This window comes from Rhizobium sp. CB2179 (assembly GCF_057653455.1).
On record NZ_CM172781.1, the window covers coordinates 3195816 to 3211430 of the forward strand.

General features: G+C 62.5%; 15 protein-coding genes. 10 read left to right on the plus strand and 5 right to left on the minus strand.

The window, feature by feature from the left end; genetic code table 11:
* Window positions 1-146 precede the first annotated feature (146 nt).
* Window positions 147-1793: a Na/Pi cotransporter family protein gene (locus AC244Q_RS16015; protein ID WP_113545301.1), complete on the plus strand. Its 1647-nt coding sequence runs from the start codon at window positions 147-149 to the stop codon at window positions 1791-1793.
* 3 nt (window positions 1794-1796) lie between these two features.
* Here the strand turns inward: AC244Q_RS16015 and AC244Q_RS16020 are convergent, their stop codons facing one another.
* The gene (locus tag AC244Q_RS16020) at window positions 1797-2057 is read right to left on the minus strand and encodes a hypothetical protein (protein WP_012758464.1); all 261 of its coding nucleotides are present in this window, start codon (window positions 2055-2057) and stop codon (window positions 1797-1799) included.
* A gap of 173 nt (window positions 2058-2230) precedes the next feature.
* On the opposite strand from AC244Q_RS16020, the gene hemF reads away from it, so the two are divergent.
* The 3 genes from hemF (at window position 2231) to AC244Q_RS16035 (ending at window position 3815) form a co-directional block, all read left to right on the plus strand.
* Window positions 2231-3142, plus strand: a complete 912-nt coding sequence (hemF, locus tag AC244Q_RS16025; RefSeq protein WP_012758465.1) for an oxygen-dependent coproporphyrinogen oxidase — start codon at window positions 2231-2233, stop codon at window positions 3140-3142.
* A 103-nt stretch (window positions 3143-3245) separates the two neighbouring features.
* The gene (locus AC244Q_RS16030) at window positions 3246-3515 is read left to right on the plus strand and encodes a hypothetical protein (protein ID WP_026157439.1); all 270 of its coding nucleotides are present in this window, start codon (window positions 3246-3248) and stop codon (window positions 3513-3515) included.
* Between the two features lie 114 nt (window positions 3516-3629).
* Entirely contained in the window at window positions 3630-3815 is a 186-nt protein-coding gene (locus AC244Q_RS16035; protein ID WP_012758467.1) for a DUF1059 domain-containing protein, read from the plus strand.
* Here AC244Q_RS16035 and AC244Q_RS16040 read toward each other — a convergent pair whose 3' ends face one another.
* From AC244Q_RS16040 to AC244Q_RS16050, 3 genes are read right to left on the minus strand one after another with little or no spacing between them, the layout of a single operon-like run.
* Entirely contained in the window at window positions 3816-5069 is a 1254-nt protein-coding gene (locus AC244Q_RS16040) for a CCA tRNA nucleotidyltransferase (RefSeq protein ID WP_128405963.1), read from the minus strand.
* A complete protein-coding gene (locus AC244Q_RS16045) occupies window positions 5066-5716 on the minus strand; it encodes a CoA pyrophosphatase (RefSeq protein ID WP_128405964.1) in 651 nt (216 codons plus the stop codon). The genes AC244Q_RS16040 and AC244Q_RS16045 overlap by 4 nt, the downstream gene beginning before the upstream one ends.
* Complete coding sequence (locus AC244Q_RS16050) at window positions 5713-6336, minus strand: DUF1285 domain-containing protein (protein ID WP_128405965.1); 624 nt, start codon at window positions 6334-6336, stop codon at window positions 5713-5715. The genes AC244Q_RS16045 and AC244Q_RS16050 overlap by 4 nt, the downstream gene beginning before the upstream one ends.
* A 158-nt stretch (window positions 6337-6494) precedes the next feature.
* Here AC244Q_RS16050 and AC244Q_RS16055 point away from each other — a divergent pair, with 158 nt between their 5' ends.
* From AC244Q_RS16055 to AC244Q_RS16075, 5 genes are read left to right on the plus strand one after another with little or no spacing between them, the layout of a single operon-like run.
* On the plus strand, window positions 6495-7505 hold the full coding sequence (locus AC244Q_RS16055) for an AAA family ATPase (RefSeq protein WP_113545306.1): 1011 nt from the start codon (window positions 6495-6497) through the stop codon (window positions 7503-7505).
* 13 nt (window positions 7506-7518) lie between these two features.
* The gene (locus AC244Q_RS16060; protein ID WP_128405966.1) at window positions 7519-8439 is read left to right on the plus strand and encodes a DUF58 domain-containing protein; all 921 of its coding nucleotides are present in this window, start codon (window positions 7519-7521) and stop codon (window positions 8437-8439) included.
* Window positions 8436-11249, plus strand: coding sequence for a DUF4159 domain-containing protein (locus AC244Q_RS16065; protein WP_128405967.1), 2814 nt, complete (start codon window positions 8436-8438; stop codon window positions 11247-11249). Before AC244Q_RS16060 ends, AC244Q_RS16065 begins: the two co-directional genes overlap by 4 nt.
* 1 nt (window position 11250) lies before the next feature.
* Window positions 11251-13320 (plus strand): hypothetical protein, encoded by a 2070-nt coding sequence (locus AC244Q_RS16070; protein WP_128405968.1) that lies wholly within the window; start codon window positions 11251-11253, stop codon window positions 13318-13320.
* A gap of 4 nt (window positions 13321-13324) precedes the next feature.
* Entirely contained in the window at window positions 13325-13741 is a 417-nt protein-coding gene (locus AC244Q_RS16075; RefSeq protein ID WP_012758475.1) for a GNAT family N-acetyltransferase, read from the plus strand.
* Between the two features lie 43 nt (window positions 13742-13784).
* Here AC244Q_RS16075 and AC244Q_RS16080 read toward each other — a convergent pair whose 3' ends face one another.
* Window positions 13785-14348, minus strand: coding sequence for a GNAT family N-acetyltransferase (locus AC244Q_RS16080; protein WP_080518576.1), 564 nt, complete (start codon window positions 14346-14348; stop codon window positions 13785-13787).
* A gap of 194 nt (window positions 14349-14542) precedes the next feature.
* Here AC244Q_RS16080 and AC244Q_RS16085 point away from each other — a divergent pair, with 194 nt between their 5' ends.
* Window positions 14543-15553 carry a glutathione S-transferase family protein gene (locus tag AC244Q_RS16085; protein WP_012758477.1) on the plus strand — a complete coding sequence of 337 codons (1011 nt, stop codon included), beginning with the start codon at window positions 14543-14545 and terminating at the stop codon, window positions 15551-15553.
* The last annotated feature ends 62 nt before the right edge of the window (window positions 15554-15615 follow it).

Consider the following 15615-nt stretch of genomic DNA (forward strand, 5'->3'; position numbering starts at 1 on the left):
TTGTCTATCCGTCAAACCGGCGTATATTTATTAGCCGGGCAATCAAAAATTCAGCATTGGCCTCCATGATTCCAATAAGTTTGGAACGGTCATGTGAGGAAAACAGCACTTCTCCAGATCTGTGAAAGAAGAATAAAAACAATAAAATGGACTCTACAATCATCATGATCAACCTGTTCGGCGCCGTGGCTCTGCTGCTGTTCGGCCTCGCGCAGGTAAAGGATGGCGTATCCAGAGCCTTCGGCGCCCGCCTGAGAACAGGCCTGGCGACCGGCACGCGCGGCGGTCTTCGTTCTTTCCTGTCAGGCCTCGTCGCGACAATCGCGCTGCAAAGCTCCACAGCGACGGCGCTGATGACGGCCTCCTTCGTCGAGCGTGACCTGATCAAGCCGCGCATGGCGCAGATCGTCCTGCTCGGCGCCAATGTCGGCACGGCAATCACCGCTTGGATCGTGGCAACGGGCATCGAATGGCTCTCTCCGCTCCTGATTCTTGCCGGCATTGTGCTCTACCGCGGCCGTTCCAGCGCCAGCCAGGGCGGCGGCACGGCGCTGATCGGCATCGGGCTGATGCTATTGTCACTGCACCTTCTTGGCCTTGCGACGGAACCGATGCGCGCCTCCCCCGCACTCGCCGCCTTCATCGGCCTGCTGGATAACGCCCTGCCCGTGGCGATGATCGTCTCGGCAGCACTTGCCTTCGCGTCCTCGTCGAGCCTTGCGGTGGTGGTGCTCATCCTCTCGCTCGCCTCGGCCGGCGTGGTCTCCGCCGAACTCGTCATCGTGCTCGTACTCGGCGCCAATCTCGGCGGGGCGATACCGCCTGTCGTCGCGACATTGTCCGGCCCGGTTTCGGCACGGCGCGTCACCCTCGGCAATCTCGCCGTCCGCACGCTCGGCTGCCTTATCGCCCTGCCGCTGGCGGGATATGGCGCGGAACTCATCCAAATGTTGCCCTTCGGTCCTGCCAAGCTGCCGGTCGACGCGCATCTTGCCTTCAACCTTCTGCTGGCGGCGCTGGCCTGGCCATTCTCCCGGCCGCTCGCTGCCCTGATGGCCCGGCTGGTGCCTGATCAAGCCGAACCCGACAGCGCGCCGAAATATCTGGATGCGCAGGAGCTTTCGACGCCGGTCGTGGCCCTCGCCAGCGCTACCCGCGAAGTGCTCGGCGTCGGCGATCTGATCGAGCGGATGCTGATCCGGGTCTCCGAAGCTTTCGAGCGTAACGACGCATCGAAGCTTGCCGAGATATCCACCCTCGAAGAGCGCGTCGACCGGCTGCAGCAGGCGGTGAAGGTCTATCTCTCGAAGCTCGGCCGCGAGGGTCTCAGCGACGAGAACGCCCGCCGCTCGATCGTCGTCATCGATTATGCGATCAACCTCGAACATATGGGCGATATCATCGAGAAGGGCCTGCTGGAGCAGGTGGCAAAGAAGATCTCCCTTGGCCTGAAATTTTCCGAGGACGGTCATCAGGAACTGCGCAAGCTGTTCGATTTGACGATCGACAATCTGCGCGTCGCCCAGACAATCTTCGTCACCCGCGATTTCAATCTGGCGCGCCAGATGATGGAGGTGAAGGTCGAGGTGCGCCGGATGGAGAAGCAGTCTGCCGAGCGCCACCTCGAACGCCTGCGTGATGGTCGCGCCGACAGCCTGCAAACGAGTTCGCTGCATCTCGACATGCTGCGCGATCTGAAGCGCCTCAACGCCCACATCGTCTCGGTGGCGCATCCGATCATGGATGAAAACGGCCTGCTGATCGAAAGCCGCGTGCGCGCCACTGCGAAGTGACGGTCAGTCTGCCGAGGGCAGACGGCGCATGGTGAATTCGATCTGGTCGCCGTCGAGCTGGCGCCAGCTTTCCACCTCGGTCCAGTAAGCGGCTTTCGGATATTCGTCGAACCATTCGCGCGCCTTGGCGCGTGCGTCCGTGAGGCCGAGGCAATATGTCTCACGCACGAAATGGTCTTTCTTGCTCGGGGGATTTTCCGCCCGATGTCTCGCTATCCTGCGCTTCAGGCCGTCGAAGGACGGAGGCCCTGGAACTTTTTTCATCAATCTACCTCCTCGGAAAAGGTAATATCGAAATTCTCGATTTGCGAGTCGAATCTTGGAGGCGCCGGGTGCTTGCCTCGGCTTGGCGAGATGCAGCACCAACTGCTAATCATGGCGTGAATGAAGAATGAGCGAGTCGCCTCCGATGGAGATGCCGACCGTCGGAGGCGTAAATGGAAAGACCGGAACTGCCGATCGGCTTGCCTGACGATATCGAAGAGAAGAAGGCCGCAGCCCGCAATTGGTTCGAGGGATTGCGCGATACGATCTGCGCCTCCTTCGAGGCCCTCGAGGACGAGTTGGAAGGGCCGCTATCCGACCAGGAGCCCGGCCGCTTCGTCGCCAAGGACTGGTCACGCGAAAATGGTGCTGGCGGCGGTGGCCGGATGTCGATGATGGAAGGCCGCGTCTTCGAAAAGGTCGGCGTCCATACCTCCACTGTCTACGGCGAATTCGCCCCGGATTTCCGCGCCCAGATACCCGGCGCCAAGGACGATCCGCGTTTCTGGGCCTCCGGCATCTCGCTGATCGCCCATCCCGTGAACCCACACGTTCCGGCGGTGCACATGAACACCCGCATGGTCGTCACCACCAGCCGCTGGTTCGGCGGCGGGGCCGACCTGACGCCGGTGCTGTCGCGCCGCCGCACGCAGGAGGACGAGGACAGCCAGCTCTTCCACAAAGCCATGGAGATCGCGTGCCGCAATCATGCCGTCGCCGATTATGATGCGTACAAAGCCTGGTGCGACGAATATTTCTTCCTGAAACACCGCAACGAGGCCCGCGGCATCGGCGGCATCTTCTACGACTGGCTGCATTCAAGCGAGGAAGCCGGCGGCTGGGACGCCGATTTCGCCTTCACGCGTGATGTCGGCCGGGCTTTCGCCATGGTCTATCCAAAAATCGTCCGCTCCAACTTCAATAAATTGTGGACAGAGGCCGATCGCGACGAACAATTGATCCGCCGGGGCCGCTACGTCGAATTTAATCTGCTGTATGATCGCGGCACGATCTTCGGCCTGAAGACCGGCGGCAACGTTGAATCCATTCTCTCTTCGTTGCCCCCCGTCGTCCGCTGGCCATGAAACTGTGATATCTCATCGATAAATTCGAGGTGATAGACCTTCACGAAAACTCAGTGCGTCCTAACTTTATATGTATGTGCGTAACAATCGGAGGAGGATTGTCATGACGATACAAAGTGGCTCGCCAGCGTCCACGGATGTCCAGGAAACATCCCGCACGATCGACACATCCGAGTTTCTGACGCGCATTGCCGAGAAACTGCGGACCAAGAGCGGCTCGGATCTGCCGCTGTCCTGCTTCATCGAGCAGGTCAAGCTGCAACTGGCCGGCGGAAAGTCGCCGGAACAGCTGCAGAACGAAGCAGCGGCCGCCAACAGCAACATGCCCGGCCACCTTTTGGATACCTACAAAGCCTGGGCGATGCCCGACTGACACGGCCTTTACTGGCCGGCATGTCGATGCCGGCCGGAACCTTCCCTCCCCCCGCACATTCATGAATCGCGTAAGATCGCGATCTTCGTTGTGTTTCGAACAGAGGAGAAGACCATGCGACTTTTCGAATGCGGCACTCTCGTTCCGGGCTGCGCCTGGCATACACGGGCAGATAGCGACGCCGAGGTGGTCCGCCGTGCCGTTGAACACATGAAAGACGCTCACGGTGAAACCACGATCCGCGAGAACATGGTGGATAATATCAAGGCTCGAATCCGCGACGAGGTGAACGCAGCCTGATTATTGCACGCGTTCCTGGAGCCGGGCGAGCAGCGCCGCCCGGTCGGAAACGAAATTTTCCTCCACCCACTGGTTTTCCAGACCGGCAAGCAGCTCGCCGACGCGCGGGCCAGACGCGATTCCTGCCGAAATCACGTCGCCGCCGTTCAGCGGAAACTGTGGTTTCTTCCAGTGCGTTGCCTTATCCAGCAGCTTGTTGAGCCGCGCAGACCGCGCCATTTCGTCGAAATCGCTTTCAGCCTTGCCGCGCGCAACCGCAAGTGCCAGCTTCAGCCGTGTCGTGATGCCGTCGGTGCTGTTGCGATAAAGCAACCGTTCGAAAGCCGCCGATGACATGTCGTCATTGACTGGCGCTGCCATGGCCCAAGCCTTGAGGGTGGCCGCTTCCGCATTCGAGAGCTTGAGCCGGGCTGCGAGCGCCTCCATGCGAGCGGCATCGGGCGGCACGATCGCCGCAAGGCGCAGCAATGGATCCGGTGTCCAGCCGAGCGCCTTTTCGGTGGCGATCAGCGAAGGGATCGCATCGATCCCCCATCGTTCCGATTCCGGCAGGATTTCCGTCAACACCGCCACCTGCCGCATCCAGAGCAGCGCGCGACCAGGATCGTCGGCGCCAAGCAGCTTTCGCAACTCAGACCAGACGCGTTCTGCCGAAAGCGTCGTCAGTTTCGAACGCGCGAGGGAACACGCCTTCAGCCCCTCGGCATCCGGCCGCCCGGAACCGTAATAGGCAAAGAAACGGAAGAAGCGCAGGATACGCAAATGATCCTCGGCAATACGCCTTGCGGCATCGCCGATGAAGCGGATGTTGCGCGTCTCAATGTCGGCAAGTCCGCCAACGAGATCCACCACCTCGCCCTTTGCATCGGCATAAAGCGCGTTGATCGTCAGATCCCGCCGTTCGGCGTCTCCCTTCCAGTCGGTGCTGAAGGCAACCTTGGCATGGCGTCCGTCGGTCTCGACGTCGGTGCGAAGGGTCGTCACCTCGAAGGGCTTGCCGTCGATGACGAGCGTCACCGTGCCGTGCTCGAGGCCGGTTGGGACTGCCTTGATGCCGGCCGCCGCCGCCCGCTCCATCACCGGCTCCGGTCTGAGTGTCGTGGCTATGTCGACATCATTGACCGGCAGGCCCATCAGGCTGTTGCGCACCGCTCCGCCAACCACCCGCCCTTCGCCGCCATCGGCGTTGAGAAGCGCTAAGATCCGGCCGAGGGCCGGGTCGCGGAACCATGCTTGGTCGGCGATGCCGGTCATGCATAAAGCCTTTCATAAAGCGTGCGGACGATGCCGGCGGTGATGCCCCAGATCATTCTGGTTTCATAGGGCACGCGGTAGAAATGCCGGTCGATGCCGTCGATGACACGTCTGTCGCGGGTGTGATTGGCAGGATCCATCAGGAAGGAAAGCGGCACCTCGAACACGTCGTCCACCTCGGTCGGGTTCAGCGTCAGCGCAAAGCCCGGCGAGACGACGCCGAGCACCGGCGTAATGCGGAAGCCCGTTGAGGCAAGGTAATTCGGCAGCCGCCCCACGGTTTCGACGAAGGAACCGGCCAGGCCAATCTCCTCCTCCGTCTCGCGGATCGCCGCCATTTCGGGCGAGATATCGGCGGGATCGATCGAGCCGCCGGGAAAGGCGATCTGCCCGGAATGTTTGCGCAGCGTCGCCGTGCGCTTGGTGAAGATCACATGCGCTTCCTCGCCATCGTCGACGACGGGTACGAGCACGGCGGCGTCGCGCAGCTTGAAGGTCTCGACCTCGGCGACGATATCGGGATTGAGGATGTGGTCCCCGTGATCGCGCCAGGCATGATCGACCGGCCCACCATTCTGGTTGAGCGCGCGGCGGCGGAATTCGGCTGCGGAAAACAGCGGATAACGTTGGGTAATCGCATCATTCATCGGGAAAGCGCATCCAGTTCATCGGCCGGCATCATCGCAAAAACCTCTCCGGCCGAGCGGACGGCGAACATCGCCTGTCCCTCGACCTCGATCGTCTCGCCGAGCGCCACCAGTTCATACATCACCGCACGCGACACCAGCGCCTCCAGCCGCCCGCGCACATGCAGATAGGGTTTCAATTCGGCATTCTCGCCCGCAATCGCAAAGCGCAGCCGATGCTCTCCTCCCGCCTCCACGACATCGCCGACATTGGTGCGGAAAGTCAGCACCTGTCGGCCTTGCCCCTCCGTCACGCTCATCTCCACGGCGATGAAAGGCGCGTCGACGACCCTTATACCGACCTTTTCCACAGGAGTTACGAGATAGGTCTTCTGGTCGTCGTCTTTTCTTAAAACCGTCGAAAACAGCTGCACCAGCGCCGGTCGGCCGATCGGCGTACCCATGTAGAACCAGGTGCCGTCCGCCCGGATTTCCATGTCGATATCGCCGCAGAAAGGCGGATTCCACCGCTCGACCGGCGGCAATCCTCGTTTTTGTCCGGCATTTTCCTGAGACGCGCGCGAAATCAGTGCGGCAAGTCCCGCCGCATCCGCCTGTCCGCTGATTTCCTCGGCTGCCATTCTTCCGTCCCGGTTTGTCCTTAACGAAGTAAAGTCACGAGATAGTCATTCGCAACGAACTTGTCAGCCCGTCACATCTCCATAACTCTATCGGGTATGAGGCACATGTATAAGTCCGCCGATTCGCTGCCGAATGATTTCAGCCGTTGGAGATACGCATGGGTATGATGAAGACCGAAGCCAGCCTCGATGAAAAGGCGATCGTCGCCGCCGCCGAAAAGGCGCTGTCCGATATCGCCGCCATCCGCGGGGAAGTCTCGAAGGTGATCTTCGGTCAGGAAAGCGTCGTCGAGAACACCATTCTCGCCGTGCTGTCAGGCGGTCATGCTCTGCTCGTCGGCGTTCCCGGTCTTGCCAAGACCAGACTGGTGACCACGCTCGGCGAGGTGCTCGGCCTTGCCGCCAACCGCATCCAGTTCACGCCGGATCTGATGCCCTCGGATATTCTCGGCTCCGAGGTGATGGACCAGGACGACAGTGGACGCCGCTCCTTCCGTTTCGTCAAGGGCCCGGTCTTTGCCCAGCTCCTGATGGCCGACGAGATCAACCGCGCTTCGCCGCGTACCCAGTCGGCCCTTCTGCAATCGATGCAGGAATATCACATCACGATCGCCGGCCAGCGTTATGACCTGCCGGCGCCCTTCCATGTGCTCGCCACCCAGAACCCGCTCGAGCAGGAAGGCACCTACCCCCTGCCCGAAGCCCAGCTCGACCGCTTCCTGCTGCAAGTCGACGTCAACTACCCCGAACTCGCCGCCGAGCGTCAGATCCTGCTCGAGACGACGGGCTTGGGCGAAACCCGACCGGAAGCCGTCATCGATGCGCAGCGGCTGATCGAGATCCAGACTCTGGTGCGCCAGATGCCGGTGAGCGACACGGTTGTCGATGCCATCCTGGCGCTGGTGCGTTCCGCCCGCCCCGGACAGGGCAATGCCTCGACCGACAAGAACGTCGCCTGGGGTCCTGGCCCTCGCGCCGGCCAGGCAATGATGCTCTGCGCGCGCGCCCGCGCGCTCTACGAAGGCCGTCTCGCACCGTCTCTGGACGATATCTTCGCGCTCGCCGAACCCATTCTCCAGCACCGCATGGCGCTGACCTTCGCCGCCCGCGCCGAAGGCATGTCGGTGCGTGATGTCGTCGCCGGACTGGTCAAGCAGGCAAAGGGATAAGGAAGCCGGACGCGTGGCATCTATCGGACAGATCGTCAACCCGACGTCAGGCAGCGATGCCCTTTCCCGCGCCAGGCAGCGGGCCGCCCTGGTGCCGGACTGCCTGGTGGAAGCCAAGCGCATCGCCAACACCGTGATCGCCGGCTGGCATGGTCGCCGCAAGCGCGGCATCGGCGAGAATTTCTGGCAGTTCCGTCCCTATGCCGAGGGCGAGAGCCTGTCGCGCATCGATTGGCGCCGCTCCGCCCGCGACGACCACACCTATGTGCGCGAGCGCGAATGGGAGGCGGCGCACACGATCTGGCTCTGGTGCGACATGTCGCCCTCGATGATGTACAAGTCGAGCTACGGCAACGTGTCCAAGGAAAGCCGCGCTCTGGTCATCATGCTGGCGCTTGCCGAAATCCTCGCCCGCTCCGGCGAGCGCATCGGCTGCCCCGGCATCATGGAACCCGCCTCCGCCCGCAACGCCGCCGAACGCCTCGCAGCCGCGCTCATGCACACGCCGCTGATGGGCGGCCTGCCGGAAACGGCGATGATCCGCGGCTGGAGCGACCTCGTCCTCATCGGCGATTTCCTCGACGATGCGCCGGCAATCATGGAGCGCCTCGGCCCGCTTGCCCGCCGCGGCCTGCGCGGCCACGTGGTCGAGATATCAGATCCCGCCGAAGAGATATTCCCCTATAGCGGCCGCACCGAATTCACCGATCCGGAGAGCGGCGCCAAGCTTATCTCCGGCCGCGCCGAACATATCCGCGAGGCCTATCGCAACGCCTACCTCGCTCGCAGGGACAGCCTCGGCCAGTCGCTGCGCCATCTCGGCTGGACCTTCGCGTCTCATCGCACCGATCATCTTGCTTCGGAAGCGTTGGTCGCGGTGCACATGTATCTGTCCGGCATGCCGGCCAAGGCAACGCATGGAGGGCAGCTATGAACGCCCTTCCCTTCGCTTTCGCCTATCCCGCCATTCTCGGCGCGCTCGTCGCCTTGCCGGTCATCTGGTGGCTGCTACGGCTGACGCCGCCACGTCCGAAGACCGAAGTCTTCCCGCCGCTGAAGATCCTCGCCTCGGTGCTGAAGCGCGAGGAGACGCCGGCGCAGAGCCCCTGGTGGCTGACGCTGCTGCGCATGCTGCTCGCCGCCACCATCATCCTTGCAATCGCCGACCCGGTTTTCAATCCACGCACCAGTTCGCTGGCATCAGGTGGCCCGCTCGTCCTCCTCGTCGACAACAGCTGGGCGGCGGCACCCGACTGGGAGCGCCGCATCCAGACCGCCGACGCGTTGATAGACGACGCCGAATCCGCCGGCACGCCTGTGTCGATCGCCTTCACCGCCGATCCGAGCAACGACGCCGTGCCCGGCACCGCCGCTGCCGCCCGCGACAAGCTGCGCGCCGCCGAGCCGCGACCACTGGTACCGGACCGCGAACGCGCCTTCCAGGCGCTGCGCGCCGCGCTGAACGGCATCAAGCCCGGCACCCTCGCCTTCCTGACTGACGGCGCCGCCGCCAAGGCCGACGACGCCACGGTGCACAGGCTCGCCGAACTCCAGCCCACCGATCTGCGTCTGATCGAGGGCGATGCCGCGCGGACGGTCGCGATCACTGCCGCCAACAATGCGGCGGATGCCATGACCGTCAAGGTCACGCGGCTCAACACCTCGCAGGCCGCATCGGTGGCGCTGAACGCCGTCGATACCCAGGGCCGCTCGATCGCCAATGGCAGGGTGGATTTCCGCCCCGGCCAGAGCGTCGCGACGAGTGCGATCACCGCTCCCTTCGAGATGCGCAACGATTTCGCGCGCATCAGCGTCGACAACGGCGCGACGGCAGGCGCCGTCCACCTTCTCGACGACGCATTCAAGCGCCGCCGCGTCGTGTTGCTGTCAGGTGAAGGAGGGGATGAGTTCCAGCCGCTGCTCTCGCCGCTCTATTATATCCAGCGGGCGCTGCAACCCTATGCGGATCTGATCCAACCTGGCGATTCCGATCTTTCGGTCGCGATACCAAAACTTCTCGCCAACAATCCCTCCATCATCATCATGGCCGATATCGGCCGGCTGCCGGAGGAGACCTACGAGCCTCTGACGCGCTGGATATCGAATGGCGGCATGCTCCTGCGGTTTGCCGGCCCGCGCATGGCGGCAGCCCCTGCGGACGATCCGCTGATCCCTGTCATCTTGCGTCAGGGAGAACGGGCGCTCGGCGGCACCTTGTCCTGGAGCGAGCCGCAGTCGCTTGCCGAATTTCCGAGTTTCGGGCCTTTCGCCGGCATAGCGCGTCCCGCCGATGTCGTCGTCAAGCGGCAGGTGCTCGCCGAACCGACGCCCGATCTTGCCGAACGCACCTGGGCGAGCCTGGCTGACGGCACGCCGCTCGTCACGATGAAGCAGATCGCATCCGGCCAGATCGTCCTGTTTCACGTCACCGCGGAAGCAACCTGGTCCGATCTGCCGATCTCAGGCACCTTCGTCGACATGTTGCGTCACCTCCTGCAGATATCGCGCTCGGGCGGTGTGACTTCGGAAGCGCGCGGCAATGCGCGTGTCTCCGAAACCCTGCCGCCATTCCGCATGCTGACGGCCAAGGGCACGCTCGTCTCCGAGACGGGATCGGCGCGGCCGCTCATTCCACAGGCCGGGGTCGAACCGACGACAAATTTCGACAACCCTCCCGGGCTCTACGGTTCGGAGGATGGTTTCACCTCGTTGAACGTGCTGCCCGAGAACGCCGAACTGACGCCGCTCGACACAACAGGGACCAATGCCGTGCGCGAAGGCCTGATCGGCGGCGAAAGCTGGTCGGCAAAACCCGCGCTCTTTCTCGCAGCCTTTCTGCTGCTCCTGGCCGATAGCCTGATCGTCCTCTTCATGAATGGCGCATTCTCGCGATTGCACCCGGCTGTCCGAACCGCCGCGATGATCGCGGTCGCCGTCGGCGCCGGCTTTCTCGTGCAACCCGGCACGCTTCACGCCGACGACTCCCAGCCCGGCGACGACCTCATCCTGCAGAGGCTTGACAACACCCATCTCGCCTATGTCGTCACCGGCGAACAGGATGTGGATAATATATCCGAGCGCGGTCTTGAGGGACTAACCCAGTTCCTGACTTTTCGCACGACGCTGGAGCCGGCGTCGCCCGTCGGCATCGACCTCACCAAAGACGAACTCTCCTTCTATCCGATCATCTACTGGCCGGTTTCGGCGACGGCGCCGATGCCGTCGACGGCGGCAATCAGCCGTATCGATGCCTATATGCGCAATGGCGGCACCGTGCTTTTCGATACGCGTGATCAGATCAGCGCATTGGACAATGGCGGCAATGTCAGCGCCAACGGTGAGAGATTGCAGGCAATCCTCACCAATCTCGACATCCCGCCGCTCGAGCCGGTACCATCAGATCACGTGCTGACGAAATCCTTCTATCTTCTGTCGAGCTTTCCCGGTCGTTATACCGGCAGCCCCCTCTGGATCGAGTCCCGGCAGGGCGGTCAGGGACCGAGCGAAAAATCGGCGGCGACGGCCGACGGCGTTTCGCCGATCCTGATCACCGGCAATGATTTCGCCGGCGCCTGGGCGATCGACGACAACGGCGTACCGATACTGCCGACCGTGCCGTCGGATGAAACGCAGCGCGAATATGCCTACCGTTCCGGCGTCAACATCATGATGTACATGCTGACCGGCAACTACAAGACCGACCAGGTCCATGTTCCCGACCTCCTCGAACGGTTAGGACAATGAGATGACCTTCGACTTTTCGCCCTTCCTGCCTTGGTCGGTTCTGGCTGCACTCGCGGTCGTCAGCGCTGTTATCGCCGCTTTCGCGATCTGGCGCGGCATTCGCGGCGCCTGGATCAGAACGCTGGCAGCACTCGCCATGTTGACCGCCCTTGCCAATCCTGTCCTGCTGCAGGAGGATCGGGATCAGTTGTCGACGATCGTCCCGGTTCTTGTCGATCGAAGCCAGAGCCAGCAGACGCCCGATCGCGTCAAGATGACCGACGATGCGCTTGCGGCCCTGAAGGGACAGCTCGCCCGCTTCCCCCAGATAGAGCCCCGTTTCGTCGATGTCGAAGGCGACGTCAATTCCGACGTGCCGTCCACGCGTTTGTTCGACGCGCTGTCGGCCAACATTGCCGATGTCCCGCCCGCCCGTATCGGCGGCGCCATCATGCTGACCGACGGTGAAGTCCATGATGCTCCGGCCGCCAATCAGGCGCTTGGTTTCGACGCGCCGATCCATGGCCTCATCACCGGCAAAGCCAACGAATTCGATCGCCGCATCGAAGTCATCAAGGGGCCGCGCTTCGGCATCGTCAACGAAGAGCAGCAGGTGATCCTGCGCGTCTTCGACGACGGCCCTAGCCCGGGCGGCACGGCCGATGTCACGGTGAAGCTGAATGGCGACGAGATCGCCACCCTGCAGGCGACACCCGGGCAGGATACGCCCTTCTCCTTCAAGGTGCCGGGTGGCGGCAGCAATGTGCTCGAATTCTCGGTCGCGGCACTTCCCGGCGAAGTCACCACCGCCAACAACCGCGCCGTCCACGTCATCGACGGCATCCGCCAGAATCTCCGCGTCCTGCTTGTCTCCGGCGAGCCGCATGCCGGCGAGCGCGCCTGGCGCAACCTGCTGAAATCCGATGCCTCGGTCGATCTCGTCCACTTCACCATCTTGCGTCCGCCGGAAAAACAGGACGGCACGCCGATCAACGAGCTGTCGCTGATCGCCTTTCCGACGCGTGAGCTCTTCGTCGACAAGATCAAGGATTTCGACCTGATCATCTTCGATCGCTACCAGCACCGCGGCGTTCTGCCGTTGCTCTATTACGATTACATCGCGCAATATGTCGACAACGGCGGCGCGCTGCTGATCGCCGCCGGTCCCGAGCATGCCGGCCCCGATTCCATTGCGCTGACGCCGCTTTCCACGGTCCTGCCGGCAACGCCCACCGGAGAGATGATCGAAAAGGCCTTCTATCCCCGCCTCTCCGAGGAAGGCCGAAAACATCCCGTCACGCGCGGCCTGGATGGCTCGGGCGAGGACCCGCCGCATTGGGGACGCTGGTTCCGCAGCGTCGATGTCGAGCGGCCGCAGGGCGAGACGATCATGCTCGGCGCCGACAACCACCCGCTGTTGGTGCTGAACCGCGCCGGCCAGGGCCGCGTCGCCATGCTGCTTTCCGATCAGGGCTGGCTCTGGGCGCGCGGCTTCGAAGGCGGCGGTCCGAACGTTTCGCTCTATCGCCGTATCGCCCATTGGCTGATGAAGGAGCCGGCGCTCGAGGAAGAAGCGCTGACGGCGCGCGCCTCCGGCCGGACCCTTGAAGTTACCCGCCAGACGATCGGCGACAATCCCGGCAACGCCACCGTGCGTTATCCCTCCGGCAAGACCGAAACCCTGCCGCTCACCCAGTCCGAACCGGGGCTCTACAAGGCCGAGAAGAGGATGGACGAAATCGGTCTCTTCGAAGTCCGCAACGGCAAGCTGTCGACGCTTGTTCATATCGGCGCCGTCGACGCGCCGGAATTCAAGGCAATGATCTCGACGACCGATGTGCTGCAGCCGGTCGCCGACAGAAGCAAGGGTCTCGTCACCCGCGTCTCCAATGCAAATGGCGCGATCTCGGTCCCGCCGATCCTGCCGGTGCGCGGCCAGGTGCGCGTCTCCGACAACGATCGCATGATGATCCGCATGACCAGCGAGACGGTCTTGAAGGGCATCAACACGCTGCCGCTCTTTGCCGGGTTCGCCGGCGTCGGCATCCTGCTGCTCGCCTTCGGCGCCATGTGGTGGCGCGAAGGGCGGTAATCTCATGCCGGAATTCGAGCTCACCGCTTCGCCCTCGCTAGAGGAACTGGCAGTGATCACCGATGCGCTCTCGGCCTTCAACAACAGCGATGTCGGCCCTTCGGATCGCCAGCCGCTTGCAGTCCTCATCCGCGATACCGACGGCAAGGTGACCGGCGGTCTTTCCGGCTTTACCGCCTGGGGCTGGCTCTTCACCCAGATGCTCTATATTCCCGATACACTGCGCGGCACCGGTATATCAGGCAATATCCTCGCAAAGGCGGAAGAAGAGGCGAAAGCCCGGGGGTGCCGCGGCGCTTGGATCGACACCTTCAACCCGCAGGCTCTGCGCGCCTATCTGCGTCAGGGTTATGAGGTTTTCGGAGAGCTTAAGGATTTCCCGGAAGGCCGCACGCGCAGCTTCCTCCGGAAAAATCTCTAGCGCATCTCCTTTGTGCGTCCGAAAGGACGCACGGCGCTCTAAATCATTCGCGCCAGGCGATCGTACCCTTCAGCAGCGCGTGCACGCCCTCGGCGATCGGAACGACGAGTACACGGCCGGGATCGACCGGGCCTGGAAAAGACAGCGCGTTGTAGGCGACCTTCTCGAAGCCGAGCGGGCCGTAATAGGGCGGGTCGCCGACGAGGATGACGGCTTCCGAGCCCTTGCGTCTTGCTGCCTCCACCGCGATCCGCACCAGTTCCCGGCCAATGCCCTTGTTCTTGTGGGAGGGGCGGACGGCGAGCGGGCCGAGCAGATGGCCCTTCACTGTACCGGCCAGTACCGGCGTCATGCGCACGGAGGCGATCGTCTCACCGTTATCGGTGCAGATGAAGGAGAGCGACAGGTCATGGGGTCCCTGCTCACGGATGCGCGCGGCAGCGCGCGTGAATCGGCCCGGACCGAAGGCTTCTTCGTTGATGTGTTCGATGGCGGCGTCATGAGACGCGTCTTCAGTGAGGTAGACGAGATCGTGCTTGTACATGATGACAGAAACCGGATGGACAGATTGATGGGTCTCGAACACGCCTTGGGCGTTCGGGAGCATCAGCGTCGTCGCGGGTTTCTGGAAATGAACATCAGGCAGGGGTCCGAAAATCGTGAAAAGGCCGATAGCAGGAAAAATTTCCGCCGTCCAACGCAAAATGCACGACGTGACGCACTGTTCAATCTTTACCGCCTGCAAAGCCCTGCCATCTGCGATATCTTCCGTTCCAACACGCAATCAAGGGAATGAAGACCATGGGAATGCTAGTGGACGGCGTCTGGCATGACGCCTGGTACGACACGAAGGAGAGCAAGGGTCATTTCAAGCGGCAGCCCTCGCAGTTCCGCAACTGGGTGACATTAGAGGGTGAGGCCGGTCCTTCCGGCAGCGGCGGCTTTAAGGCCGAAGCCGGGCGTTACCATCTTTATGTCTCGCTCGCCTGCCCCTGGGCGCATCGCACGCTGATCTTCCGCAAGCTGAAGAAGCTCGAAGAGCTGATCTCGGTTTCGGTCGTCGATCCGCTGATGCTCGAGAACGGCTGGGAGTTCAAGGTCGGCGACGGTGCCACCGGCGATCACCTCTTCGGCGCGTCCGCGCTTTGGCAGATCTACGTCAAGGCCGATCCGCACTATTCCGGCCGCGTCACCGTTCCCGTGCTCTGGGACAAGAAGACCGGCACGATCGTCAGCAACGAATCCGCCGAGATCATCCGCATGTTTAACAGTGCCTTCGACGGGCTGACCGGCTCGAAGGCCGATTACTATCCCGAGGACCTTCGCTCCGACATCGATGCGCTGAACGCCACCGTCTACGACACCGTCAACAACGGCGTCTACAAGGCCGGCTTTGCCACCACCCAGCAAGCCTATGAAGAAAACGTCGGCAAGCTGTTCGAAACGCTCGACATGCTCAATGAACACCTCGGCAAGGGCCGCTACCTCTTCGGTAGCAGGCAGACCGAGGCCGACTGGCGCCTGTTCACCACGTTGGTGCGCTTCGACGCCGTCTATGTCGGCCATTTCAAGTGCAACATCCGCCGCATCGCCGACTACCCCAACCTGCCCGACTATCTCCGCGATCTCTACCAGACGGCGGGCGTTTCGGAGACGGTGAACCTGAAGCACATCAAGGAACACTATTACCGCAGCCACAAGACGATCAATCCGACCGGCATCGTTCCCGTCGGCCCGGCGCTCGATCTCGACCGTCCGCACGGTCGTGCTACAGCGCCGCGCGTCCTTTTAGACGCGCAAGGGACGCTGTAGAACTTTGAATTGCTGCATAATTTTATCCCTAAATCGATTCCGATTTAAGAAATTATGCAGTC

Bases quoted from the DNA above. Each gene is read 5' to 3' on its own strand.
- AC244Q_RS16015 (WP_113545301.1), top strand. From the start codon at position 147: ATGGACTCTACAATCATCATGATCAACCTGTTCGGCGCCGTGGCTCTG.
- AC244Q_RS16020 (WP_012758464.1), bottom strand. From the start codon at position 2,057: ATGAAAAAAGTTCCAGGGCCTCCGTCCTTCGACGGCCTGAAGCGCAGG.
- hemF (WP_012758465.1), top strand. From the start codon at position 2,231: ATGGAAAGACCGGAACTGCCGATCGGCTTGCCTGACGATATCGAAGAG.
- AC244Q_RS16030 (WP_026157439.1), top strand. From the start codon at position 3,246: ATGACGATACAAAGTGGCTCGCCAGCGTCCACGGATGTCCAGGAAACA.
- AC244Q_RS16035 (WP_012758467.1), top strand. From the start codon at position 3,630: ATGCGACTTTTCGAATGCGGCACTCTCGTTCCGGGCTGCGCCTGGCAT.
- AC244Q_RS16040 (WP_128405963.1), bottom strand. From the start codon at position 5,069: ATGACCGGCATCGCCGACCAAGCATGGTTCCGCGACCCGGCCCTCGGC.
- AC244Q_RS16045 (WP_128405964.1), bottom strand. From the start codon at position 5,716: ATGAATGATGCGATTACCCAACGTTATCCGCTGTTTTCCGCAGCCGAA.
- AC244Q_RS16050 (WP_128405965.1), bottom strand. From the start codon at position 6,336: ATGGCAGCCGAGGAAATCAGCGGACAGGCGGATGCGGCGGGACTTGCC.
- AC244Q_RS16055 (WP_113545306.1), top strand. From the start codon at position 6,495: ATGGGTATGATGAAGACCGAAGCCAGCCTCGATGAAAAGGCGATCGTC.
- AC244Q_RS16065 (WP_128405967.1), top strand. From the start codon at position 8,436: ATGAACGCCCTTCCCTTCGCTTTCGCCTATCCCGCCATTCTCGGCGCG.
- AC244Q_RS16070 (WP_128405968.1), top strand. From the start codon at position 11,251: ATGACCTTCGACTTTTCGCCCTTCCTGCCTTGGTCGGTTCTGGCTGCA.
- AC244Q_RS16075 (WP_012758475.1), top strand. From the start codon at position 13,325: ATGCCGGAATTCGAGCTCACCGCTTCGCCCTCGCTAGAGGAACTGGCA.
- AC244Q_RS16080 (WP_080518576.1), bottom strand. From the start codon at position 14,348: ATGCTCCCGAACGCCCAAGGCGTGTTCGAGACCCATCAATCTGTCCAT.
- AC244Q_RS16085 (WP_012758477.1), top strand. From the start codon at position 14,543: ATGGGAATGCTAGTGGACGGCGTCTGGCATGACGCCTGGTACGACACG.